Raw genomic sequence first — 18,113 nt, 5'->3', positions numbered from 1 at the left:
ATCTAACGGCGGCGACAGCGAATTCCGTAGTTTCACGTAGGCTCCTGTTAACGCCTGTTTGCAACTATGAGCGCAATCTTACGGGATAAAAATCAGCCAGCATTGTTGAACTGACTTCCGCCCTGTCGTCCGTCGTGACGATGGCGGCGCAGGTGATTTGCGCGTTGCTAGGTCTCATCGGGATTTGCTGTGATGTCGAAGTTGTCGATCGTGTTCAAGCTTCTGACCGTGTTGTCGGTCCTCGTGCTGTCGCTCGCCGGCGTCGGCGTGATGGCGATCGGCACCATGCAGAGTATCAATTCCCACACCGTCGAGATCGCCGAGAGCTGGCTGCCGAGCGTGCGTGCGCTCGGCTCGCTTCGCGCCGATATCAACGAGCTGCGCGTCGCGCTGCGCCTGCACCTGATGCAGGACACCGTCGAGGGCAAGGAAGCCGCCGAGAAGCGCCTCGCCTCGCTGCAGGCGCGCATCGACCAGACCCGCAAGGTCTACGAGCCGCTGATTACCTCGGCCGAGGAGCGTTCGCTCTATGAGCAGTGGAGCAAGGCATGGGCCGAGTACCTGAACGGGGTGCAGGACGTCATGGCGCTGTCGCGAAAGGGCGTCGGTCGCTTCCCGACCGATGCCAACGAGCTGTTGCAGACCAAGGTCGCGAAGATGGCCCAGGCCGCCGATCCGCTGCTCCAGAAGGGCATCGAGATGAACAACCGGGGCGCTGAGCTGGAGACGAAGCAGGCGGCCGACAGCTACGCCACGATCTTCCGCGTGCTGGTCGGCATCATCGTGTTCTCGGTCGTGATCGCGATCGGTGCCGCCTATTATCTCGTGCGTGACGTTTCTCGCGGGATTGCCTCGATCATCCATCCGATGCAGTCGCTTGGCGAAGGCGACCTCTCCGCCGAGGTGCCGCATCGCGGCGAGAAGACCGAGATCGGCTCGATGGCGGATGCGCTCCAGATCTTCAAGGAGGCGTTGATCGCCAAGAAGGCCGCCGACGAAGTCGCTGCGGCCGACGCCGAAGCCAAGATCGAACGCGGCCGCCGCGTCGACGCCATCACCCGCAAGTTCGAGGCCATGATCGGCGAGGTCGTCGGCACCGTGTCGTCGGCCTCGACCGAGCTCGAGGCATCCGCGACCACGCTGAGCAGCACCGCGCAGCGGGGGCAGGAGCTTGCGACCGTGGTCGCTGCGGCGTCCGAGGAAGCCTCCACCAACGTCCAGGCGGTTGCGTCCGCATCGGAGGAGCTGTCGTCCTCCATCACCGAGATCAGCCGCCGCGTGCAGGATTCGGCGCGGATGGCCGCGGAGGCCGTCGAGCAGGCGACGCGGACCAACGACCGCGTCAACGCGCTGTCGCAGGCGGCATCCCGCATCGGCGACGTGGTCGAGCTGATCAACACCATCGCCGGTCAGACCAACCTGCTGGCGCTCAACGCCACCATCGAGGCGGCGCGTGCCGGTGAAGCCGGCCGCGGCTTCGCGGTCGTCGCCTCCGAGGTCAAGGCGCTGGCCGAGCAGACCGCGAAAGCGACCGGCGAGATCGGGGCGCAGGTCTCCGGGATCCAGTCCGCGACGCAGGAATCCGTCAGCGCCATCCAGGAGATCGGCGGCACCATCGAGCGGCTGTCCGAGGTGGCGGCGGCCATCGCAGCCGCCGTCGAGGAACAGGGCGCGGCCACGCAGGAGATCTCGCGCAACGTGCAGCAGGCTTCGGTCGGCACGCAGGAGGTCTCGATGAACATCACGGACGTTCAGCGCGGTGCGATCGAGACCGGCTCGGCGTCGACGGAGGTGCTGTCGGCGGCGAAATCGCTGGCGACCGACAGCACGCGGCTCAAAGTCGAGGTCGCGCAGTTCCTGGAGTCGGTCCGCGCGGCTTGATCCTCAAGTGCTCGCCTGCGGAGCCGGCGGCGGTGCTATCTGCCGCCGGAACAGGATGCGCTGGTAGAGCCACCCGATCGCGACCAGCACGATGCCGAGGCACATGAACGACAGCGCGCGGTAGACGCCTGTCAGCGTCGACATGTCGATCACGAAGGCCTTCAGGATCGTCAGCGCGATCACCGCGGCCGACGCCAGCCGTGCCCGCTCGGAGTTGACGAGAATGCCGACGCCGAGCAGCACCACGCCGAAGCCGAGCCAGCCGATCGAATAGGTGTATTGCTCCGCACCCGTGGTGGCGCCGTAGAGCAGGACCGGGCCGTGATAGAAGCGGCGGATCTCCAGCGTCAAATAGGTGAGCGCGAACACCAGCGCAGCGCCGGCAATCGTGTTCGCATAGGCGACGGGGCGATGTCCTGCCACCACATAGGACAGCAGCAGCATCAGCACCGCCGGGAGCGCGTAGCCGAGCAGCAGCAGGTTGAAGGCGAGACCTCCGACATCGACGCTGGAGAGCAGCCACGGATTCTCCAGGATCAGCAGGCCGAACACGCTGATGAGCCCGGCGATCGCGGTGAGCGCGACCGCGCCGACATTGTGAACGATGCTGCGGCTCCTCAGCCGCAGCCGCTCCAGCCCGATCGCCATCGCGAGCGCGACGCAGACTTGCAGGGCAAATTCGAGCAGCGAGGGCGGCGACGTCATGCGGCCGCCGGTGGCAAGATGCCGGATCTCCATGAAGGCGAGCAGCGCGGTGAACAGGATCGCGGCAGCCTCCACGATGCGCAGCGGCGGATCGTCGCCGCGGCGGCGCAGGAAGATGCTCGCGCCCCAGAACGAGGCCGCCGGCAGGCCGTAGCCCCACAATAGCCAGTTGAAGATCGGCGTGGTGCCGACGGCATCGCCGACGATGCGCGGATCATAGCCGATGCGTGCGGTAACGATCGCGGCAAAGATGGCGGCGAGCCGGCGCAGCACCGGGATCGGCCGCTGCAGCGAGATCCAGGCCGTGCCGAGCGACATCAGCGCCAGCGCGATGGTGAGCCAGCCCTTTTCGAGGGCGAAGGTCAGCGCCAGCGCCAGCGCGCCGAGCGTGCCGGTCGCGAACAGCGCGACGGAGGTCGCAGCGCCCGGCCGATCTTCGCGGCGCGCCAGCGCTTCGGTCGCAGCGCCAAAGGCGGCGGCGAGCAGTACCGCGAGGATCGCAAAGGGGATCGAGCGGTCGAGATGGGCGATGCGCGCGTAGAGCGCAACGAGGATCGCGATCGGCGTCGCAACGGCTGCCGCCGACCACACCACCGGAATGACCGCCGAGCTCGAGCGGCCCTGCGCGAGAAAGCCCGCGATGCCGAAGCCGGCAGCGAAGATTGCGGCCATCACCAGATGCAGCGTCACCGAGCTGTCGGTGGCGACCGGTCCAACGCCGGGCATCGGGCCGCCCGGCAGCACCAGCATGTCGGGATTGGCGCGCACCGCCCATTCGGCGAACACGATGAAGACGGTCGCTGCGGCCGCGCCCAGCGCGCCCGTTGCCGCCGGCGCGCGCCAGGCGACGAACAGCGTCGCACCAACGAGAAGCGTGAAGGCGATCAGCGCAAGGTCCGCATGCGCGCTAGACAGCACGATCAGCATCGCGCCGAACAGATAGGCGCCGAGCGAGCTCGACGACACCGGCTCGATCTCGCCGTCCTCGATGGTCGGGCCGAACATGAAGCCGCAGACCACGAGCAGCGCGGCGAGTACGAAGCCCGCGATCGCATGGAAGGCGTGCGGCGCGACCTGTAGCTCGCTGGTATCGAGCCCCGGGAAGATCCAGAGCACGGCGAAGGCGATGGTGGTGACCGCGAGCCAGCGCCACAGCCGGATGCGGGCGAGACCGAAGCTCGCGGCGGTGACGATCGCAAGATAAATATAAAGCGCCCAATAATCCGGCTTGCCGCTGGAGACGAGGATCGGCGTCACGAACGCGCCGACCACGCCGAGGCCCGCGAGTGCGGGCCCATGCAACAGTGCCGCGGCGAGCGTGCCCATCGCGACGATGCCGAGCAGCACGAAAGCGGTGGCGGGCACGAGGAAGCCATAGAGCGCATAGGCCGCGTAGATGGTCGCGAACGCCACGGCCGTTCCGGCCGCGGTGAGGATCGCGGGGATGTTGGCGATCGGCAGCGCCGCGATGTTGGAGATGCTCTCCTTGCGCCGCGACCATTCGCCGGCGCCCAGTAGCGCGGCTGCGAACAGCCCGCCGAGGAACACGCGCACGCCGGGGCCGACGAGGCCCGCCTCGATCGAATAGCGCACCATGAAGAAGCCGCCGAGCGCGAGCGCGAGGCCGCCGATCCAGACCACCCAGCGCGTGCCGAGCCGCTCCTCGAAGCCAGGCTCTCTAATATCAGGTGCCGGCGCGGGCAAAGGCGGCGGTGCGTAGGCCTCGGTGCTCGCCGCAAGCGGCGGCGGTGCATCGGCTTCGGTGCTCGCTGCGAGCGGCCGCGGTGAAACCTCTTCGGTGACGAGCGGAGGCGGTGCTGCCTCGGCTTCGGGCGCGAGCGGCGGCGGCTCGGCGGCCGTCGTCGCGGGCGCCTCGGCCTGCACCTGCGTGGGCATCAGCGGCGGTGGCTGCACCTGCCGCTGCGCGTAAAACATCTCTTCGAGCGAGGCCAGCCGGCGGCGCAGCTCGGCCGCCTGGCTGGAGGCCTTGATCGCGATCAGGACAGCGATGATCGCAATGATCAGCGCAAAGACGTCAAACGGGCCGTCGAACATGAAGCCTCCAGGCAACCGGCGGGCAGGGGCCGGTCACGCAAATCCTAGGATCTAGCGCCGGGAGCGTACGCGCAAGCCCGGCGCGGGTCGTTCCTGGAGCACGTCGCGGCGGAAGCGGTAGAGCGCCGCCGGCCGTCCGCCGGTCTGTGTCGACATCACCCCGGTCGGTTCGACCAAGGCTTCGGTTTCGACCAGGCGGCGGAAATTTTGTTTGTGCAGGTGCCGGCCGGAGATCGCCTCCACCGTGTACTGCAGTTCAGTGAGTGTGAACTCCGCGGTCAAAAGTTCAAACACCACAGGACGATACTTCAGTTTTGCACGCAGCCGCGCGATCGCTGTCGCGAGAATCCGGCGGTGATCGAACCGCATGGAGGTGCCGAGCGCGGGAAGCTGCTTGCGCGCCAATGCCGCAGGACGGCCGTCGCGCCGCGCCTCCTCGATCAGCCCGGCCTCGTACAAGAGCTCGTAGCGGTCGAGCACGCGCTCCTCGTCCCAGGGCGCGCCGTCGAGACCGAAATAGAACCGCACGCGATCCCGGCGCGGCAGAGCGCGTGTGGTCTCTGGCGTCTCCTCCTCGGCCCATAGCGTCAGCGCCGGAATGATGTCACGGGCGATGATCGCAGGCGGCTCCTCGCGCCAGTCTTCCCAGGGGAGGAAGCGATACCACGGTTCGAAGCTCGCGCCGGTCGCTGCGAGCTCGCCGCCCACCGCGCGCGTCAGCGCCAGATAGCCGATCGACACCATATGCGCACCGGTGTCGCCGGCCTCGGCATGACGGCCACGATCGCCGAACGTGTAGAGCTGCTCGACATAGCCGAGCCGCAAGCCCGCCTGCGCCTCGACCCAGGCGCGCAGGCCGATCTCGAACGTGCGATGGCTGGGCGCATCGAACGGCCCGAACGGCAGGCCCGCCAGCCCATCACTGCTGTGCGCGGTGAGGATCAGCGGCTCATGATCCTCGATCGCGACGATCGCCGCGGTCAGGCCGATCTCGATCGGCGTCAGCTGCGTGTCGCTCATGCGGCTGATGTCGCAGTTGTCATTCGAGCTCGATCACGAAGGGGCGGCCCTCGACCATCATGGCGCCCGGGCCCATCTCGTCGAGCGCGCGCAGCATGCGGCCGTTGCGTCCGAGCGCGCGGTCGGCAAGACCGACGATGCGGCGGTTCGGCGAGGCGATCGGGGAGGCCGCGCGGATCTTCTTGGCGATCTCGATCTCGTCGCGATCCGGATTGAGGGCGCAGACGGCCGCAAAGGCGCTCGCAGTGGAGCGGCTGATGCCGGCATAGCAATGCACCACCAGCGGCGCGCTGCGGTCCCAGCCGCGCACGAAATTCAGCACCTGGTCGATATGAGCTTCGGATGGTGCGGTGAAGCCGTCCATCTCCTCGGTGATGTCGTCCATCGACACCTTGAGATGGTTGGCCGGCAGCACCGACACCGGACGTGCCACCTGCTCGACATTGGCCATGACGGTCAGCACATGGCTGGCCCTGGTGAGGCGGACGGTTTCGGGAAGGGCGGCGAGGGAACAGACGTGGATCATGGCGGACCTTTTTGCCGCTGATTATAGCGAGCGCTCGTAGGGTGGGCAAAGGCGCATCGCGCCGTGCCCACCGTTTCGCACCGCGCACACCGCGGCTAGTTTGGTGGGCACGCTTCGCTTTGCCCACCCTACGAAGGGATGATGCTACGCGAACACCGCGTTGAACCGCTCCAGAAACTGCTTCTCGGCCCGCGCCGCGGTCCAGGGCGTGAGGTAGTCGCGCCGGACGCTGTCGGAGAGGCCGGGGTCCCTGCCGAACAGGCGCTTCGCCTCGCTTTCGCTGAAGCCGGCAAGCTCGGTTGCCTCCAGATAGGCCGCCCCGCGATCGGCGGCCTTGATGGCTTGCGTGATCTCCTCGGGCAGCGCCGGCGGTAGGCCGAAGCGGATGTGGATGGCGCCGAGCAGGCGCTTCTCCACCGCCTTGTAGTGGCCGTCGAGCACGGCCTTGAACGGCGAGATCATGTCGCCGATCACGTATTCGGGCGCATCGTGCAGCAGCGCGGCGAGCCGCATGCGCTCGTCGACGCGCGGCATCTCGTGCCGCATTACGGTCTCCACCAGAAGCGTATGCTGCGCGACCGAGAAGATGTGCGCGCCGGTGGTCTGCCCGTTCCAGCGCGCCACGCGCGCCAGCCCATGCGCGATGTCGGCGATCTCGACATCGAGCGGAGAGGGATCGAGCAGATCGAGCCGGCGGCCCGACAGCATGCGCTGCCAGGCGCGGGATGCCACGTCGCGTGCCGTTTTCTTCGCGGTCATTTGGCCTTGAGGCGCGGCTTGCGCTGCGTCTTGCCGCAGCTCGTGTGACAATGGCAGTCGACGAGATGGTCGTTGACCATGCCGGTCGCCTCCATGAAGGCATAGACGATGGTCGGACCGACGAATTTGAAACCGCGCGAGGACAGTTCCTTGGAGATCTGCATCGACAGCGGCGTCGAGGCCGGCACGCTCGCAGTGGTCTTGAACTTGTTGACCTTGGGCCGTCCGTCCATGAAGTCCCACAACAGCTTCGAGAAGCCCGGGCCCTTCTCCATGATGTCGAGATACGATTTCGCGCTCAGGATCGCGCCGTCGATCTTGGCGCGGTTGCGCACGATGCCGGCATCGTTCATCAGTGCGTGCACCTTCTTGTCGTTGTAGCGCGCGATCTTCTCCGGCTGAAAATCGTCGAAGGCTTTGCGGAAATTGTCCCGCTTGCGCAGGATCGTGATCCAGGAGAGGCCGGCCTGGAAGCCGTCGAGGATCAGCTTTTCATAGAGCGCACGGTCGTCATATTCCGGCACGCCCCATTCGGTGTCGTGATAGGCGACATAGAGCGGGTCTTCGCCGGGCCAGGGGCAGCGGGTCTTTCCGTCGGGATGCAGGCGGGGGGCTCGGCTCATGCGGTGGGCTGCTTCAGGGGAATGCGGACGACGTCGGGTTCGGCGAGCCTCACGGCGAGGCCGCCGGCGGTGAGCGGCTGGCCGGCATCGAGCGCGTCCGCAACGCGGTCGATACGTACCAGCGCGATGCCCTTGCCCTGCGCGGACGAGCCCATCGTGCCAACCGGCTTGTCGCCGGCCATAACACTGACGCCGGCCTCCGGCGAGAGGTCATCGAGCAGCACCTTGACGCTGCGGGTGCGCGCGGTGCCGCGATGCTGCATGCGCGAGACGACCTCCTGGCCGACATAGCAGCCCTTGTCGAAATCGACGCCGGCGAGACGGTCCATGTTGGTCTCGTGCGGGAACGCATCGCTGTACATGAAATCGAGCCCGCCGCGCGGCACGCCGAGCGCAATGCGATGCGCCTCGTATTCGGAGGCGTCGACCAGCTCGGCGCCGATGAGATCGGACAGCTTCTGCTTGAGATCTTCGGGGATCAGGATGCGAGTGCCGAGCGCATCATTGCGCGGATCGGCGAATGCAAGGTCCGGCTGCGCCGCAGGCTGACCGTCCCAGGCCGCGAGCACACCGAGATCGAGGTTTTCCACCGTGACCTTGGCGCGCAGCTTGTAGAATTTCAGCTTGGTGGCGAGGCCCTCGGCCAGCGCCTTCGGACAGTCGATCAGGAACCCGCCGCCATGGCCTGCCGGCACCTCGGTGATCAGGAAATCCACGATGATCTTGCCCTGCGGCGTCAGCAGCGCACCGAATCGCCCCAGGCCCGGCTTCAGCTTGTCGAGATCGGTCGTGATCAGGCCGTTGAGGAAGTTGCGCGCGTCCTCGCCCGCGACCTTGACCACGCTCCGGTCGGGAAGAAACGCTGATTTCATGTGAAAATCTCTTGCGACATGTTGCTCCGGAACGTAAGCCCGCAAGGCATAAACGACAAGACCTCAAGCCCCGCGCTTGGGGATGAGAGAGGCCTTCAGCCATGACCCAGCGCTTCGATGTGATCCTCAAAGGCGGCACCGTCGTCAACCAGGACGGCGAGGGTATTCGTGATATCGGCATCACTAACGGCCGCATCGCGGAGCTGGGCCCGCTGTCGCAGGCCTCAGCCGCTGAGGTGATCGACTGCAAGGGCCTCCACATCCTGCCCGGCGTGATGGACACTCAGGTGCATTTCCGCGAGCCCGGGCTGGAGCAGAAGGAAGACCTCGAGACAGGGTCGCGCAGCGCCGTGATGGGCGGCGTCACCGCCGTGTTCGAGATGCCGAACACGTCGCCATTGACCGTGACGGAGGCCACCTTCACCGACAAGGTGAAGCGTGCCCATCATCGCATGCATTGCGATTTCGCCTTCTTCATCGGCGGCACCCGCGAGAACGTGCAGGATCTGCCGGTGCTGGAGCGCGCGCCCGGCTGCGCGGGCGTCAAGGTGTTCATCGGCTCGTCGACCGGCGCGCTGCTGGTGGAGGACGACGAGAGCCTGCGCCGCATCTTCCAGGTGATCCGCCGCCGCGCCGCCTTCCACGCCGAAGACGAATACCGCCTCAACGACCGCAAGTCGCTGCGCATCGAGGGCGATCCGCGTTCGCATCCGGTCTGGCGCGACGAGACCGCGGCGCTGATGGCGACGCAGCGGCTGGTCAAGCTCGCGCACGAGACCGGCAAGCGCATCCATGTGCTGCACATCTCGACCAAGGAAGAGATCGAGTTCCTGCGCGACCACAAGGATGTCGCTTCCTGCGAGGCGACGCCGCATCATCTCACGCTGGTCGCACCCGAATGCTACGAGCGGCTCGGCACGCTGGCGCAGATGAACCCGCCGGTGCGCGGGGCCGATCACCGCGCCGGCATCTGGCGCGGCATCGAGCAGGGCATCATCGACGTGCTCGGCTCCGACCATGCCCCGCATACGCTGGAAGAGAAGTCGAAGACCTATCCGGCCTCGCCCTCCGGCATGACCGGGGTGCAAACGCTGGTGCCGCTCATGCTCGACCACGTCAACGCCGGCCGCCTGTCGCTGGCGCGCTTCGTCGATCTCACCAGCGCCGGCCCCGCGCGTCTCTACAACATGGCCTGCAAGGGCCGCATTGCCGCGGGCTACGACGCCGATTTCACGGTCGTCGACTTGAAGCGCAGCGAGACCATCACCAACAAATGGGTGGCGTCGAAGGCCGGCTGGACCCCCTATGACGGCGTTCGCGTCACGGGCTGGCCCGTCGGCACCTTCATCCGCGGCCGCCGCGTGATGTGGCAGGGCGAACTGGTGACGGCCTCGCAGGGCGAGCCGGTGCGGTTTCTGGAGACGCTGAAGCAGTAAGGTGATGTGTGGGGACGCACAGTGCCTCCCCACCCGTCATTGCGAGCGCAGCGAAGCAATCCAGAATCCCTCCGCGGTGGTAGTCTGGATTGCTTCGCTGCGCTCGCAATGACGAGGGGAGAGGTCTACACTTCCTCTCGAACGGGAGAGCAGTCCGATGTCCCAACCGACGCCCCTCATCACCACTGTGCAACTCGCCGCGATTCTCGGCGATCCCAACCTCCGCCTCTACGACTGCACGACCTATAACGAGCCGGTGCCGCCCGGTAGCGATGTGCCCTATCGCGCGGTGCCCGGCGACAAGACGTTCGCGGCCGGCCACATCCCCGGCGCCGATTTCCTCGACCTGCAAGGCGAGTTCTCCGACACCTCCGCGCAACAGCTCTTCATGATGGCTGGCGTGCCCCAGCTAGAGGCCGCCTTCGGTCGCCACGGCGCTGACGCATCCAAGACCATCGTGCTCTACAGCATCGGCACCATGATGTGGTCGACGCGATTCTGGTGGATGCTGCGCTCGCTCGGTGTCGATGCACAGGTGCTCGACGGCGGTTTTGACAAATGGAAGGACGAGGGGCGCCCGGTCGAGACGGGCGCGCCGAAGGGCTATCCCGCCACCACCTTCAAGGCCGCGCCGCGCGCGGACTTCTTCGTCGACAAGACCACCGTGAAGGCGCGGATCGGCGATCCCTCGACCGTGATCGTCAACGCGCTCGGGCCGCAATTTCATCAAGGCCTCGAGCCGAGCCGCTACGGCCGGCCCGGCCGCGTACCCGGCAGCGTCAACGTGCCCGCGGCCACGCTCGCCAAGGCCGACAAGACACTGACGACGCTTGCCGATGCCGAAGCGAAATTCGCGGCCCAGGGCGTTACGCGCGACAAGAATGTGATCTGCTATTGCGGCGGCGGCATCTCGGCGACGATCGACCTCTTGATGCTGACGCAGCTCGGCTACGACAAGCTGACGCTGTACGATGCCTCCATGGGCGAATGGGCGAGGGATCCGGCACTGCCGATCGAGACGGACTAGGGGACTTCCTTACCCTCCCCCCTCCAGGGGAGGGTAAGGAAGAAAGTCGGGAACCTTTATCGCAGGCCTGCATCCAATGTCCGGAACGAATGGAAACAGGTGACCACCATGCAGCGGACCGCAGCCGGCCTGTCCGCCGGCGCCAGAGCATCGGAAGCCGAACTGGTCGACCGCGCGCGGGGCCGTGACGAGGCCGCGTTGCGCGAGATCATGCAGGCCAACAACCGCAGGCTCTACCGTCTAGCGCGCGGTATCCTGCGCAGCGACAGCGAAGCCGAGGACGTGGTGCAGGAAACGTATGTCCGGGCCTTTACCCATCTGGACGACTTTCGCGGCGAGTCCGGGCTGTCGACCTGGCTGTCGCGCATTGCCATCAACGAGGCGCTTGGCCGGGCGCGAAGCCGCAGGCCGCATATCGAGCTCAGCGCTCTGCCGGAAGAGGCGCTCGACGCGCAGATCATAAAATTTCCCGTTTCTCCCGCAGGCGATCCGGAAAGGACCATGGCCCAACGTGAAATCCAGCGCGTCGTCGAACGCGCAATCGACGAACTGCCGGATGTCTTCCGCATGGTCTTCGTCGCGCGCGTCATGGAGGGGATGAACATCGAGGAGACCGCCGATCTGCTCGGCGTCAAGCCCGAGACCGTGAAGACGCGGCTGCACCGTGCGCGCACCATGCTGCGCGAGAACGTCGAGAAGGAGATCGGTCCGGTGGTGATGGATGCGTTCCCGTTCGCCGGGTGGCGCTGCGAGCGGCTAACCGTATCGGTGCTGAAGCGGCTCGCCAGCGGCGGCTGAAGTTTTTCGGGAACGTTTGCGCGAAAATCCCATCCAACGCCTGTGAAGCAACGCCGGCAAACCGTCCGGCAGCACAGGAGTTTCAAACATGTTCACCCGATGGAGCACGGCGATCGCCGCGGCAATTCTGTTGTCGAGCCCGGCGCTGCTGCAAGGCGCGAGCGCAGCCGACAAGCCCACCGATCCGCAGATCGCTCACATCGCCTACACCGCGGGCGTGATCGACATCAACGCGGCCAAGCAGGCGCAGAAAAAGGCCAAGAACAAGGACGTCAAGGCGTTTGCCGAGGACATGCTGCGCGACCACGAGGCGGTCAACAAGCAGGCGCTGGCGCTGGTCAAGAAGCTGAACGTTACGCCTGAAGACAACGATACCAGCAAGGCGCTGTCGAAGCAGGCGAGCGACAAGCTGGCTGAGCTCGACAAGCTGAGCGGCGCGGCCTTCGACAAGGCCTATGTCGCGAACGAGGTCGCCTACCACAAGGCGGTCAACGGCGCGCTGGAAACCCAGCTCATCCCGTCCGCCGGCAATGCCGAGCTCAAGAGCCTGTTGCAGACCGGCCTGAAGATTTTTCAGGGCCATCAGCAGCACGCCGAGCATGTCGCGGCCGAGCTGAAATAGGAGGGTGGGATGAAGCCGGGACGCCTCGCTTCGATCGCGCTTGCGGTCGTCTTGCTGTCGATCGTCGTCCCGGCGCGCGCCGCGACCATTCAGATCACAATGGACAATCTCGTGGTTTCACCGGCCGAAACGTCCGCGAAGGTCGGCGATACCATCGAATGGATCAACAAGGACGTGTTCGCGCACACCGCCACGGCGAAGAGCGGCGATTTCGACGTGATGCTGCCACCGAAGAAGTCGGCAACGTTTGTTCTGAAGAGGGCGGGAACAGTCGATTATTACTGCCGCTATCATCCCAACATGAAAGCGACGCTCAAGGTCGCGCCGTGAGGGAGGAGGGAGTGCATTCCCGATCGTAGTGGGAATATCTCCCGGTCATCGCGAGACTAATGCTTGTCCGGGGGAGGCGGCTTCCGTGCGATAAACGCAGCAGACTTCGCGAACCTGTTCGCCAGATCCCGTTCGCCAGGTCATTCATCCGTAGACTGGCCCCGCCCGTGTGGCGGGGTCATTTTTCGCAAGCAGCTTACTGCCTTGCGAGAGTGACCGAGAATTCGCCGTTGCGGATGCGGCCCGGAAAGCCCTCGACGAATTTCGCCACCGCATCCTCGCCGTAGGTGCCGACGAGCTCGGCGAATGCCGCAAACAGGCTCGCCTGCGCCAGGCAGTCGCCGTCGACGCCATCATGGCGCGCTTCGGCCCAGGCCTCGTTGAGATAGCTCAGCGCGGCCTGTTTCTGCTCGTGATCGGGCAGCGGCGCGCGGGCGGGGGCGTAGGACACTGAATGGCTCATGAAACTCGATCAGGGCTGGGGCGCGATCCACGGCGATGCGCTGTACGAAAGGTGTAGCACGCGTATTAACGCCCGCTAGGCCACATCTTTAGGAACGGTTAACGGCTGTGAACAAAGTCGATGACAGGGTTCCAGATGCGCGTTCGAAGGTTCGACCCTCATGGTGAGGAGGCGCGTTAGCGCCGTCTCGAACCATAGAGGCCGTGCTGCGGCAGCGGGGCTTTGCATCCTTCGAGACGCGCGCGAAGAGCGCGCTCCTTAGGATGAGGAGATGCGCTCAGTTCGCGTAACGCGCCGTGAGATCGCGCGAGATCTTCGAGCCTTCCTCGATATAGCGGCGGATCGCCACCGTCGCGGCCGGCGTGCAGCTCCGATAGGTCTGCTGGAAGCCGTTATAGCCGCGGTTGAAGCCGGCGATCATGCGGGTGCGGCGCTCGCCCGAGGGGGTTTCGGCATCGATCAGCGCCTGCATCTCGCTGCGCCATTTGTTGCCCTCGTTGGACCCGCAGATGCCGCGCAGATAGTGCAGGCCGCCCAAAATCTCCGCCAGCCGCTGCAAATCGGCGTCAAACGGCGCCGCCACGTCCTGGGCCCTCGTGGGCACGGAGGCGCAGGCGAGAATCAGGGCAAAAATGGCCAGAAATCGCGTGGACATCGGCGGGGTGTATGCCCCCTCGGGGCGGAGGACGCAAGACGGGGCAGTCAGGGCCCGATCAGCCGGGCGGCCGACTGGATGACCTCCTCCAGCCCCCCGGTCGGCTTGAGGTCGCCGAGGCTCGCCAGGGCGTCCGGGGCGATCCAGCGGTAGTCGTCGAGCTCGTCGTTGAGAGCCGGCTCCTTGGCCACCCAGCGGGCGGCAAAGGACATGATCAGATAATGGCCGGCGCCGGGGGCGGCCGGCAGCACCTCGCGCCAGCCGGCGAGGCCAATGATCTCGATGGCGAGCCCGGTCTCCTCGTCGACCTCCCGCGCCAGCGCCTGGTGCAGCGATTCGCCGAACTCGACCCGGCCGCCCGGCAGCGAATAGAACCCCTTGGCGGGTGAGCGGGCGCGGCGGGTCAGAAGTACCTTGCCGTCGCGGAAGATGGCGGCGCTGACCGCGATCTGTGGGTGGGTGGGCTGGATGACCGCAGGCATATCTTCAACAACCCTTCAACAGCCCTTGGCTCAATTCGCCATGATGGTGTCGACGTCGGCTTCCGCGCCGCCATTGATGATGCCGCCGCAGGCCGCGATCAGCGGCTTGACCCAGAGCGTGGCCTGCTCGGCGAGGCGGACGCGGGTCGTGTCCTTCTCGACCTCGCGCATGGCCGAGCCGACCGCTGTGAGAATCGAGGTCATGGTATCAGTGATGTGGTCGAACTGGGCGCGCACGTTCGGATCGGCCTTCTCATAGGCTTCGATGGCCAGATCCCGTGCCTTGAAATTCGACGCGGTGAAATGCTCGGCATAGGACAGCGGCGACCAGGTTAAAAAATCTTCGGCGCATTCCGGCATATCAGGGACCATTTCCAGCAGCATCACGGCTTCATTGAAATGGTTGAGATAGTCGGTGGCAAGCCCGGTTCGCGGGTTGATGTTGGCCGCGCGCAGCCGCTCGGCCCAGGCGGCAGCCTCGGGGCCCGTCTGTACATGCGTCCGCGCGGGTTGGGAGGCCTTTGAGCTCATCTGCCGCAGTGTTAGCGTTCGGGGTTAAAACGACCTGAACGGACCCTATATAGATACCCAAGGATGTGTGGACGCTTCGTCATAACTTCGCCCCCCGCGGCTTTGCGGCAACTGTTCGGCTATGTCGAGCAGCCGAATTTCCCGTCACGGTACAACGTCGCGCCGACACAACCGATTCCGGTCGTGCTGCTCGAGAACGGCGCGCGCCATTTCCGCTTGATGCGCTGGGGATTGTTGCCGGGCTGGGTCAAGGATCCCAAGGGATTTACGCTCCTGATCAACGCGCGCTCCGAGACGGTGCTGGAAAAGCCTGCCTTCAAGAACGCGATTCGGAGGCGCCGCGGCCTGATCCCGGCCGACGGCTATTATGAATGGAAGGCGGAGGGCGGCCGCAAGCAGCCCTTCTTCATCCACCGCGCCGACGGCGAGCCGCTCGGCTTTGCTGCGGTATTCGAGACCTGGGTCGGGCCGAACGGTGAGGAGCTCGACACCGTCGCGATCGTCACGGCGGCGGCAGGCGAGGATCTCGCCGCCCTGCATGACCGCGTGCCCGTCACCATCAGCCCACGCGATTTCGAGCGCTGGCTCGACAGCCGCGGCGACGATGTCGATGCCGTGTTGCCGCTGATGTCCACCCCGCGCATCGGTGAATTCGCCTGGCACCCGGTCTCCACCCGCGTCAACCGCGTCGCCAATGACGACGATCAGCTCGTGTTGCCGATCAGCGCGGAGGAGATGGAGGCCGAGGCAGAGGCTGCGAAGCCGAAGAAGGCGGCCCGGAAGGTTGCTGCTAGCTCGTCAGATGACGGGCAGGGGTCGTTGTTTTAGGCGGCGGTGCCGTAGGGTGGGCAAAGCGAAGCGTGCCCACCATCGTGTTTCAAACAAGTGGATAGATGGTGGGCACGGCGCGTTGCGCCTTTGCCCACCTTACGCAATCTACACGATCTCTTTCGCCCTGAGCGCCGCGATCTCCGCTGCATCAAATCCCAGCTCGCCCAGCACCGCATCCGTATCCGCACCCAATTCCGGCGCCATCCGGTCCAGCCGGCCGCCGCCATGGGCGAGCTTGAAGCCGCTGCCGGCAAAGCGCAGGCGGCCGTAGGGCGTATCCAGCTCCTGGATCGCGCCGCGGGCCTGGATTTGCGGATGATCGATGACCTCCTCGACCTTCCAGATGCTGGCGCAGGGCGCGCCGGCATCTTCCAGGATTGTCTCCCACTCGCGCGCAGGCCTGGCCGCCAGCGCCTCCTCGATGATGGCGCGCAATGCGCTCTCGTTCTCGTTGCGCGCGAACCAGTCGGCGAAGCGCGGGTCTGACAGCGTGTCCTCGCGGCCGAGCGCGGACATCAGCGCGCGATACTGCTTCTCGTTGTTGACGGCGAGCAGGATGTGGCCGTCGCCGCATTTGAACAGATTTGCCGTGGTCCGGCGGCTGACGGCCTGGTTGCCCGACAGCTGCTGGCGATGCCCGGCGACCGACCAGTCCGCGATCTGCCCCGAGAGAAACGCCATCGTCGCCTCAAGCATCGAGACGTCAATGAGCTGTCCCTTGCCGGTGCGGTCGCGCTGATACAGCGCACTCGACACGCCGAATGCGGCCGTGGCGCCCGAGAGCACGTCGCACACCGCAAAGCCCGCGCGCGTCGGCCCAGTCTCCGGGTGGCCGGTGATTGCCATGATGCCCGACAGCGCCTGCATCTTGCCGTCATAGCCGGGCCGCAGGCGGTCCGGGCCGGTCTGGCCGAAGCCGGACACGGCGCAATAGATCAGTTTTGGATTGATCGCGGAGAGCGCCTCATAGCCGATCCCGAGCTTGTCCATCACGCCGGGGCGAAAGTTCTCCATGACGACGTCGACTTGAGCCACGAGCTTCTTCACGATCGCGATGGCGTCGGGCTTTTGCAAATCGAGCGTCAGGCTGCGCTTGTTGCCGTTGATGGCCTGGAACGCCGGCGCGAGTCCGCGCTCGGCCCATTCGCGGCTGAGCGGCGTGCGGCGCATGTCCTCGCCCTCGCGCCGTTCGACCTTGATCACGTCGGCCCCCAGCAGCGCGAGCTGGTAGCTCGCATAGGGGCCGGCCAGCACTTGCGTGAAGTCCAGGATCTTCACGCCCTCGAACGGTCGCGTCACGTCGCTCTCCCCATTGTTTGTTGTTGTCGGAGGACGTCAGGCGGCGCGGTTGCCGCGCGCGATCTCCTTCTGCTTGTCGAATTCGGCGCGGCGGCGCGCCAGCTCTTCAGGCGAAAGCTGTGCGACGTTGTTGTAGTCGAGCTTCCAGGAGGCGTCCTCGCTCCAGCGCAGCGGCGACTGCATCGTGGTCTGCGGCCCGCTCGCGCTTTCCAGCAGCGTCAGCGCGAGCTCCAGCGTCTGCGCTTGCGAGGCGACGTCGTGCGGCTTGCCGGCGGAATTGCCGAGCGGGAAGTCCGAGAACAAAAAGCGCGGCACGGCGGCGTGCTCGATGATGTCCTTGGCGCAGCCCATCACCACGGTCGGAATGCCGTTGGCCTCGAGATGCCGCGCCACCAGTGCGGTGGTCTGGTGGCAGACCGGGCAGTTCGGCACCAGCACGGCGACATCGACCTTGTCGGCAAGGCAGCGCGCCAGGATTTCCGGCGCGTCGGTGTCGAGCGTGACGCGATGGCTGCGATTGGTCGGCGCGCCGAAGAAACGCGGCGCGATCTCGCCGATGCGGCCTGCGGCAGATGCCTTCAAAAGCTGCGGCAGCGGAAACCAGGTGCCGTTGTCGGTCGCCGTGGTGTGCTTGCGGTCGTAGCCGATGTGCGAGATGCGCAGATCGTGCTGCTTCGAGGTGTCGCCGTCATAGACCTGGTAGAATTTCGCGCCGCCATTATACGCCGCGCCCGGCCCCTGGTCGCCCTTGGTGGGATCGTAAGGCGCGGCCGTGGTGATGATCGTCAGGCGCGATTGCGACAGCGGTTTCTTCAGCGGCTGGAACGGCGCCTGCGTGTAATGCGCCCAGCGATACGGCGTGGCGTAGCCGATCGCGGTGTAATAATCGCGCGTGCGCTGCATATAGGGGACGGGGGAGTCGTAGTCGGGCGCAAAGCCGAATTCATCGTCGCGCGGGGCGGACATGGGGCGCGTCTCCTGGTTCTTGTTGAGAGGCAGACTAGAGATAGTTTTGGGGTAGCTCAACGGGGAGCGGGGCGGCGCAGGTCTGAATTGCAGATGAGGATGGTGCGGCGCGGACGGTGCCGACCCTCTCCCTTTGTGGGCCTGTTGCGTAATTCGTCAATTGTGATTCCCTAGGGCAAAGCCTTGGAGGGTAGCGATGGCGGTCAAGCGGACGGGACAGCCGAGCTTTGTG

Annotated in this window: 19 protein-coding genes; 7 read left to right on the top strand and 12 right to left on the bottom strand. The window is 65.9% G+C overall.

The annotated features are described in order from the left end of the window. Positions 1–192: 192 nt before the first annotated feature. Positions 193–1,881, top strand: a complete 1,689-nt coding sequence (locus tag ABIA90_RS36250) for a methyl-accepting chemotaxis protein (protein WP_354120961.1) — start codon at positions 193–195, stop codon at positions 1,879–1,881. 3 nt (positions 1,882–1,884) lie between these two features. On the opposite strand, the gene ABIA90_RS36245 is transcribed toward ABIA90_RS36250, so the two are convergent. The 6 genes from ABIA90_RS36245 to ygfZ all read right to left on the bottom strand — a co-directional run bounded on the left by ABIA90_RS36245 (position 1,885) and on the right by ygfZ (position 8,441). Next, positions 1,885–4,641, bottom strand: a complete 2,757-nt coding sequence (locus tag ABIA90_RS36245) for a DUF2339 domain-containing protein (RefSeq protein ID WP_354120960.1) — start codon at positions 4,639–4,641, stop codon at positions 1,885–1,887. 51 nt (positions 4,642–4,692) lie between these two features. Then, a complete protein-coding gene (locus ABIA90_RS36240) occupies positions 4,693–5,661 on the bottom strand; it encodes an NUDIX hydrolase (protein ID WP_063985091.1) in 969 nt (322 codons plus the stop codon). A gap of 19 nt (positions 5,662–5,680) precedes the next feature. Continuing rightward, positions 5,681–6,187: a tyrosine phosphatase family protein gene (locus ABIA90_RS36235; protein ID WP_028152156.1), complete on the bottom strand. Its 507-nt coding sequence runs from the start codon at positions 6,185–6,187 to the stop codon at positions 5,681–5,683. Positions 6,188–6,331: 144 nt separating this feature from the next. After that, complete coding sequence (locus tag ABIA90_RS36230) at positions 6,332–6,946, bottom strand: YfbR-like 5'-deoxynucleotidase (RefSeq protein WP_085402572.1); 615 nt, start codon at positions 6,944–6,946, stop codon at positions 6,332–6,334. Continuing rightward, positions 6,943–7,569, bottom strand: a complete 627-nt coding sequence (locus ABIA90_RS36225; protein WP_354120959.1) for a DNA-3-methyladenine glycosylase I — start codon at positions 7,567–7,569, stop codon at positions 6,943–6,945. Before ABIA90_RS36225 ends, ABIA90_RS36230 begins: the two co-directional genes overlap by 4 nt. Continuing rightward, entirely contained in the window at positions 7,566–8,441 is an 876-nt protein-coding gene (gene ygfZ, locus ABIA90_RS36220) for a CAF17-like 4Fe-4S cluster assembly/insertion protein YgfZ (RefSeq protein WP_354120958.1), read from the bottom strand. The genes ABIA90_RS36225 and ygfZ overlap by 4 nt, the downstream gene beginning before the upstream one ends. A gap of 101 nt (positions 8,442–8,542) precedes the next feature. On the opposite strand from ygfZ, the gene ABIA90_RS36215 reads away from it, so the two are divergent. The 5 genes from ABIA90_RS36215 to ABIA90_RS36195 all read left to right on the top strand — a co-directional run bounded on the left by ABIA90_RS36215 (position 8,543) and on the right by ABIA90_RS36195 (position 12,654). After that, positions 8,543–9,877 (top strand): dihydroorotase, encoded by a 1,335-nt coding sequence (locus ABIA90_RS36215; protein ID WP_071916114.1) that lies wholly within the window; start codon positions 8,543–8,545, stop codon positions 9,875–9,877. Positions 9,878–10,034: 157 nt separating this feature from the next. Next, positions 10,035–10,904, top strand: coding sequence for a sulfurtransferase (locus tag ABIA90_RS36210; RefSeq protein ID WP_354120957.1), 870 nt, complete (start codon positions 10,035–10,037; stop codon positions 10,902–10,904). A gap of 108 nt (positions 10,905–11,012) precedes the next feature. After that, the gene (locus tag ABIA90_RS36205) at positions 11,013–11,702 is read left to right on the top strand and encodes an RNA polymerase sigma factor (protein WP_354120956.1); all 690 of its coding nucleotides are present in this window, start codon (positions 11,013–11,015) and stop codon (positions 11,700–11,702) included. Positions 11,703–11,790: 88 nt separating this feature from the next. Next, positions 11,791–12,324 (top strand): DUF4142 domain-containing protein, encoded by a 534-nt coding sequence (locus ABIA90_RS36200; protein ID WP_247314219.1) that lies wholly within the window; start codon positions 11,791–11,793, stop codon positions 12,322–12,324. A 9-nt stretch (positions 12,325–12,333) separates the two neighbouring features. Beyond that, a complete protein-coding gene (locus ABIA90_RS36195; RefSeq protein ID WP_354120955.1) occupies positions 12,334–12,654 on the top strand; it encodes a cupredoxin domain-containing protein in 321 nt (106 codons plus the stop codon). A 196-nt stretch (positions 12,655–12,850) separates the two neighbouring features. Here ABIA90_RS36195 and ABIA90_RS36190 read toward each other — a convergent pair whose 3' ends face one another. The 4 genes from ABIA90_RS36190 to ABIA90_RS36175 form a co-directional block, all read right to left on the bottom strand. Further along, positions 12,851–13,117, bottom strand: coding sequence for a hypothetical protein (locus ABIA90_RS36190; RefSeq protein ID WP_014497305.1), 267 nt, complete (start codon positions 13,115–13,117; stop codon positions 12,851–12,853). A gap of 277 nt (positions 13,118–13,394) precedes the next feature. Continuing rightward, positions 13,395–13,772: a TIGR02301 family protein gene (locus ABIA90_RS36185; protein ID WP_011085347.1), complete on the bottom strand. Its 378-nt coding sequence runs from the start codon at positions 13,770–13,772 to the stop codon at positions 13,395–13,397. A 47-nt stretch (positions 13,773–13,819) separates the two neighbouring features. Then, complete coding sequence (locus ABIA90_RS36180; protein WP_354120954.1) at positions 13,820–14,254, bottom strand: NUDIX hydrolase; 435 nt, start codon at positions 14,252–14,254, stop codon at positions 13,820–13,822. 30 nt (positions 14,255–14,284) lie between these two features. Continuing rightward, entirely contained in the window at positions 14,285–14,785 is a 501-nt protein-coding gene (locus ABIA90_RS36175) for a hypothetical protein (RefSeq protein ID WP_354120953.1), read from the bottom strand. Between the two features lie 63 nt (positions 14,786–14,848). Between ABIA90_RS36175 and ABIA90_RS36170 the strand changes: the two genes are divergently transcribed. Beyond that, positions 14,849–15,613 carry an SOS response-associated peptidase gene (locus tag ABIA90_RS36170; RefSeq protein ID WP_354120952.1) on the top strand — a complete coding sequence of 255 codons (765 nt, stop codon included), beginning with the start codon at positions 14,849–14,851 and terminating at the stop codon, positions 15,611–15,613. A 108-nt stretch (positions 15,614–15,721) separates the two neighbouring features. Here ABIA90_RS36170 and ABIA90_RS36165 read toward each other — a convergent pair whose 3' ends face one another. Both ABIA90_RS36165 and ABIA90_RS36160 read right to left on the bottom strand, forming a co-directional pair. Next, a complete protein-coding gene (locus ABIA90_RS36165; protein ID WP_354120951.1) occupies positions 15,722–16,915 on the bottom strand; it encodes a CaiB/BaiF CoA transferase family protein in 1,194 nt (397 codons plus the stop codon). A 36-nt stretch (positions 16,916–16,951) separates the two neighbouring features. After that, a complete protein-coding gene (locus ABIA90_RS36160; protein ID WP_354120950.1) occupies positions 16,952–17,881 on the bottom strand; it encodes a glycine reductase in 930 nt (309 codons plus the stop codon). Positions 17,882–18,113 lie beyond the last annotated feature (232 nt).

This window comes from Bradyrhizobium sp. LA6.8, from assembly GCF_040547935.1.
Classification (GTDB): Bacteria; Pseudomonadota; Alphaproteobacteria; order Rhizobiales; family Xanthobacteraceae; genus Bradyrhizobium; species Bradyrhizobium barranii.
Note: the sequence above shows the minus strand (reverse complement) of the source record. Positions and strands in the feature narration are given on the sequence as shown.

What these genes read in the sequence shown, in the direction of transcription:
- ABIA90_RS36250 (WP_354120961.1), top strand. Translation starts at nt 193, where the DNA reads ATGTCGAAGTTGTCGATCGTGTTCAAGCTTCTGACCGTGTTGTCGGTC.
- ABIA90_RS36245 (WP_354120960.1), bottom strand. Translation starts at nt 4,641, where the DNA reads ATGTTCGACGGCCCGTTTGACGTCTTTGCGCTGATCATTGCGATCATC.
- ABIA90_RS36240 (WP_063985091.1), bottom strand. Translation starts at nt 5,661, where the DNA reads ATGAGCGACACGCAGCTGACGCCGATCGAGATCGGCCTGACCGCGGCG.
- ABIA90_RS36235 (WP_028152156.1), bottom strand. Translation starts at nt 6,187, where the DNA reads ATGATCCACGTCTGTTCCCTCGCCGCCCTTCCCGAAACCGTCCGCCTC.
- ABIA90_RS36230 (WP_085402572.1), bottom strand. Translation starts at nt 6,946, where the DNA reads ATGACCGCGAAGAAAACGGCACGCGACGTGGCATCCCGCGCCTGGCAG.
- ABIA90_RS36225 (WP_354120959.1), bottom strand. Translation starts at nt 7,569, where the DNA reads ATGAGCCGAGCCCCCCGCCTGCATCCCGACGGAAAGACCCGCTGCCCC.
- ygfZ (WP_354120958.1), bottom strand. Translation starts at nt 8,441, where the DNA reads ATGAAATCAGCGTTTCTTCCCGACCGGAGCGTGGTCAAGGTCGCGGGC.
- ABIA90_RS36215 (WP_071916114.1), top strand. Translation starts at nt 8,543, where the DNA reads ATGACCCAGCGCTTCGATGTGATCCTCAAAGGCGGCACCGTCGTCAAC.
- ABIA90_RS36210 (WP_354120957.1), top strand. Translation starts at nt 10,035, where the DNA reads ATGTCCCAACCGACGCCCCTCATCACCACTGTGCAACTCGCCGCGATT.
- ABIA90_RS36205 (WP_354120956.1), top strand. Translation starts at nt 11,013, where the DNA reads ATGCAGCGGACCGCAGCCGGCCTGTCCGCCGGCGCCAGAGCATCGGAA.
- ABIA90_RS36200 (WP_247314219.1), top strand. Translation starts at nt 11,791, where the DNA reads ATGTTCACCCGATGGAGCACGGCGATCGCCGCGGCAATTCTGTTGTCG.
- ABIA90_RS36195 (WP_354120955.1), top strand. Translation starts at nt 12,334, where the DNA reads ATGAAGCCGGGACGCCTCGCTTCGATCGCGCTTGCGGTCGTCTTGCTG.
- ABIA90_RS36190 (WP_014497305.1), bottom strand. Translation starts at nt 13,117, where the DNA reads ATGAGCCATTCAGTGTCCTACGCCCCCGCCCGCGCGCCGCTGCCCGAT.
- ABIA90_RS36185 (WP_011085347.1), bottom strand. Translation starts at nt 13,772, where the DNA reads ATGTCCACGCGATTTCTGGCCATTTTTGCCCTGATTCTCGCCTGCGCC.
- ABIA90_RS36180 (WP_354120954.1), bottom strand. Translation starts at nt 14,254, where the DNA reads ATGCCTGCGGTCATCCAGCCCACCCACCCACAGATCGCGGTCAGCGCC.
- ABIA90_RS36175 (WP_354120953.1), bottom strand. Translation starts at nt 14,785, where the DNA reads ATGAGCTCAAAGGCCTCCCAACCCGCGCGGACGCATGTACAGACGGGC.
- ABIA90_RS36170 (WP_354120952.1), top strand. Translation starts at nt 14,849, where the DNA reads ATGTGTGGACGCTTCGTCATAACTTCGCCCCCCGCGGCTTTGCGGCAA.
- ABIA90_RS36160 (WP_354120950.1), bottom strand. Translation starts at nt 17,881, where the DNA reads ATGTCCGCCCCGCGCGACGATGAATTCGGCTTTGCGCCCGACTACGAC.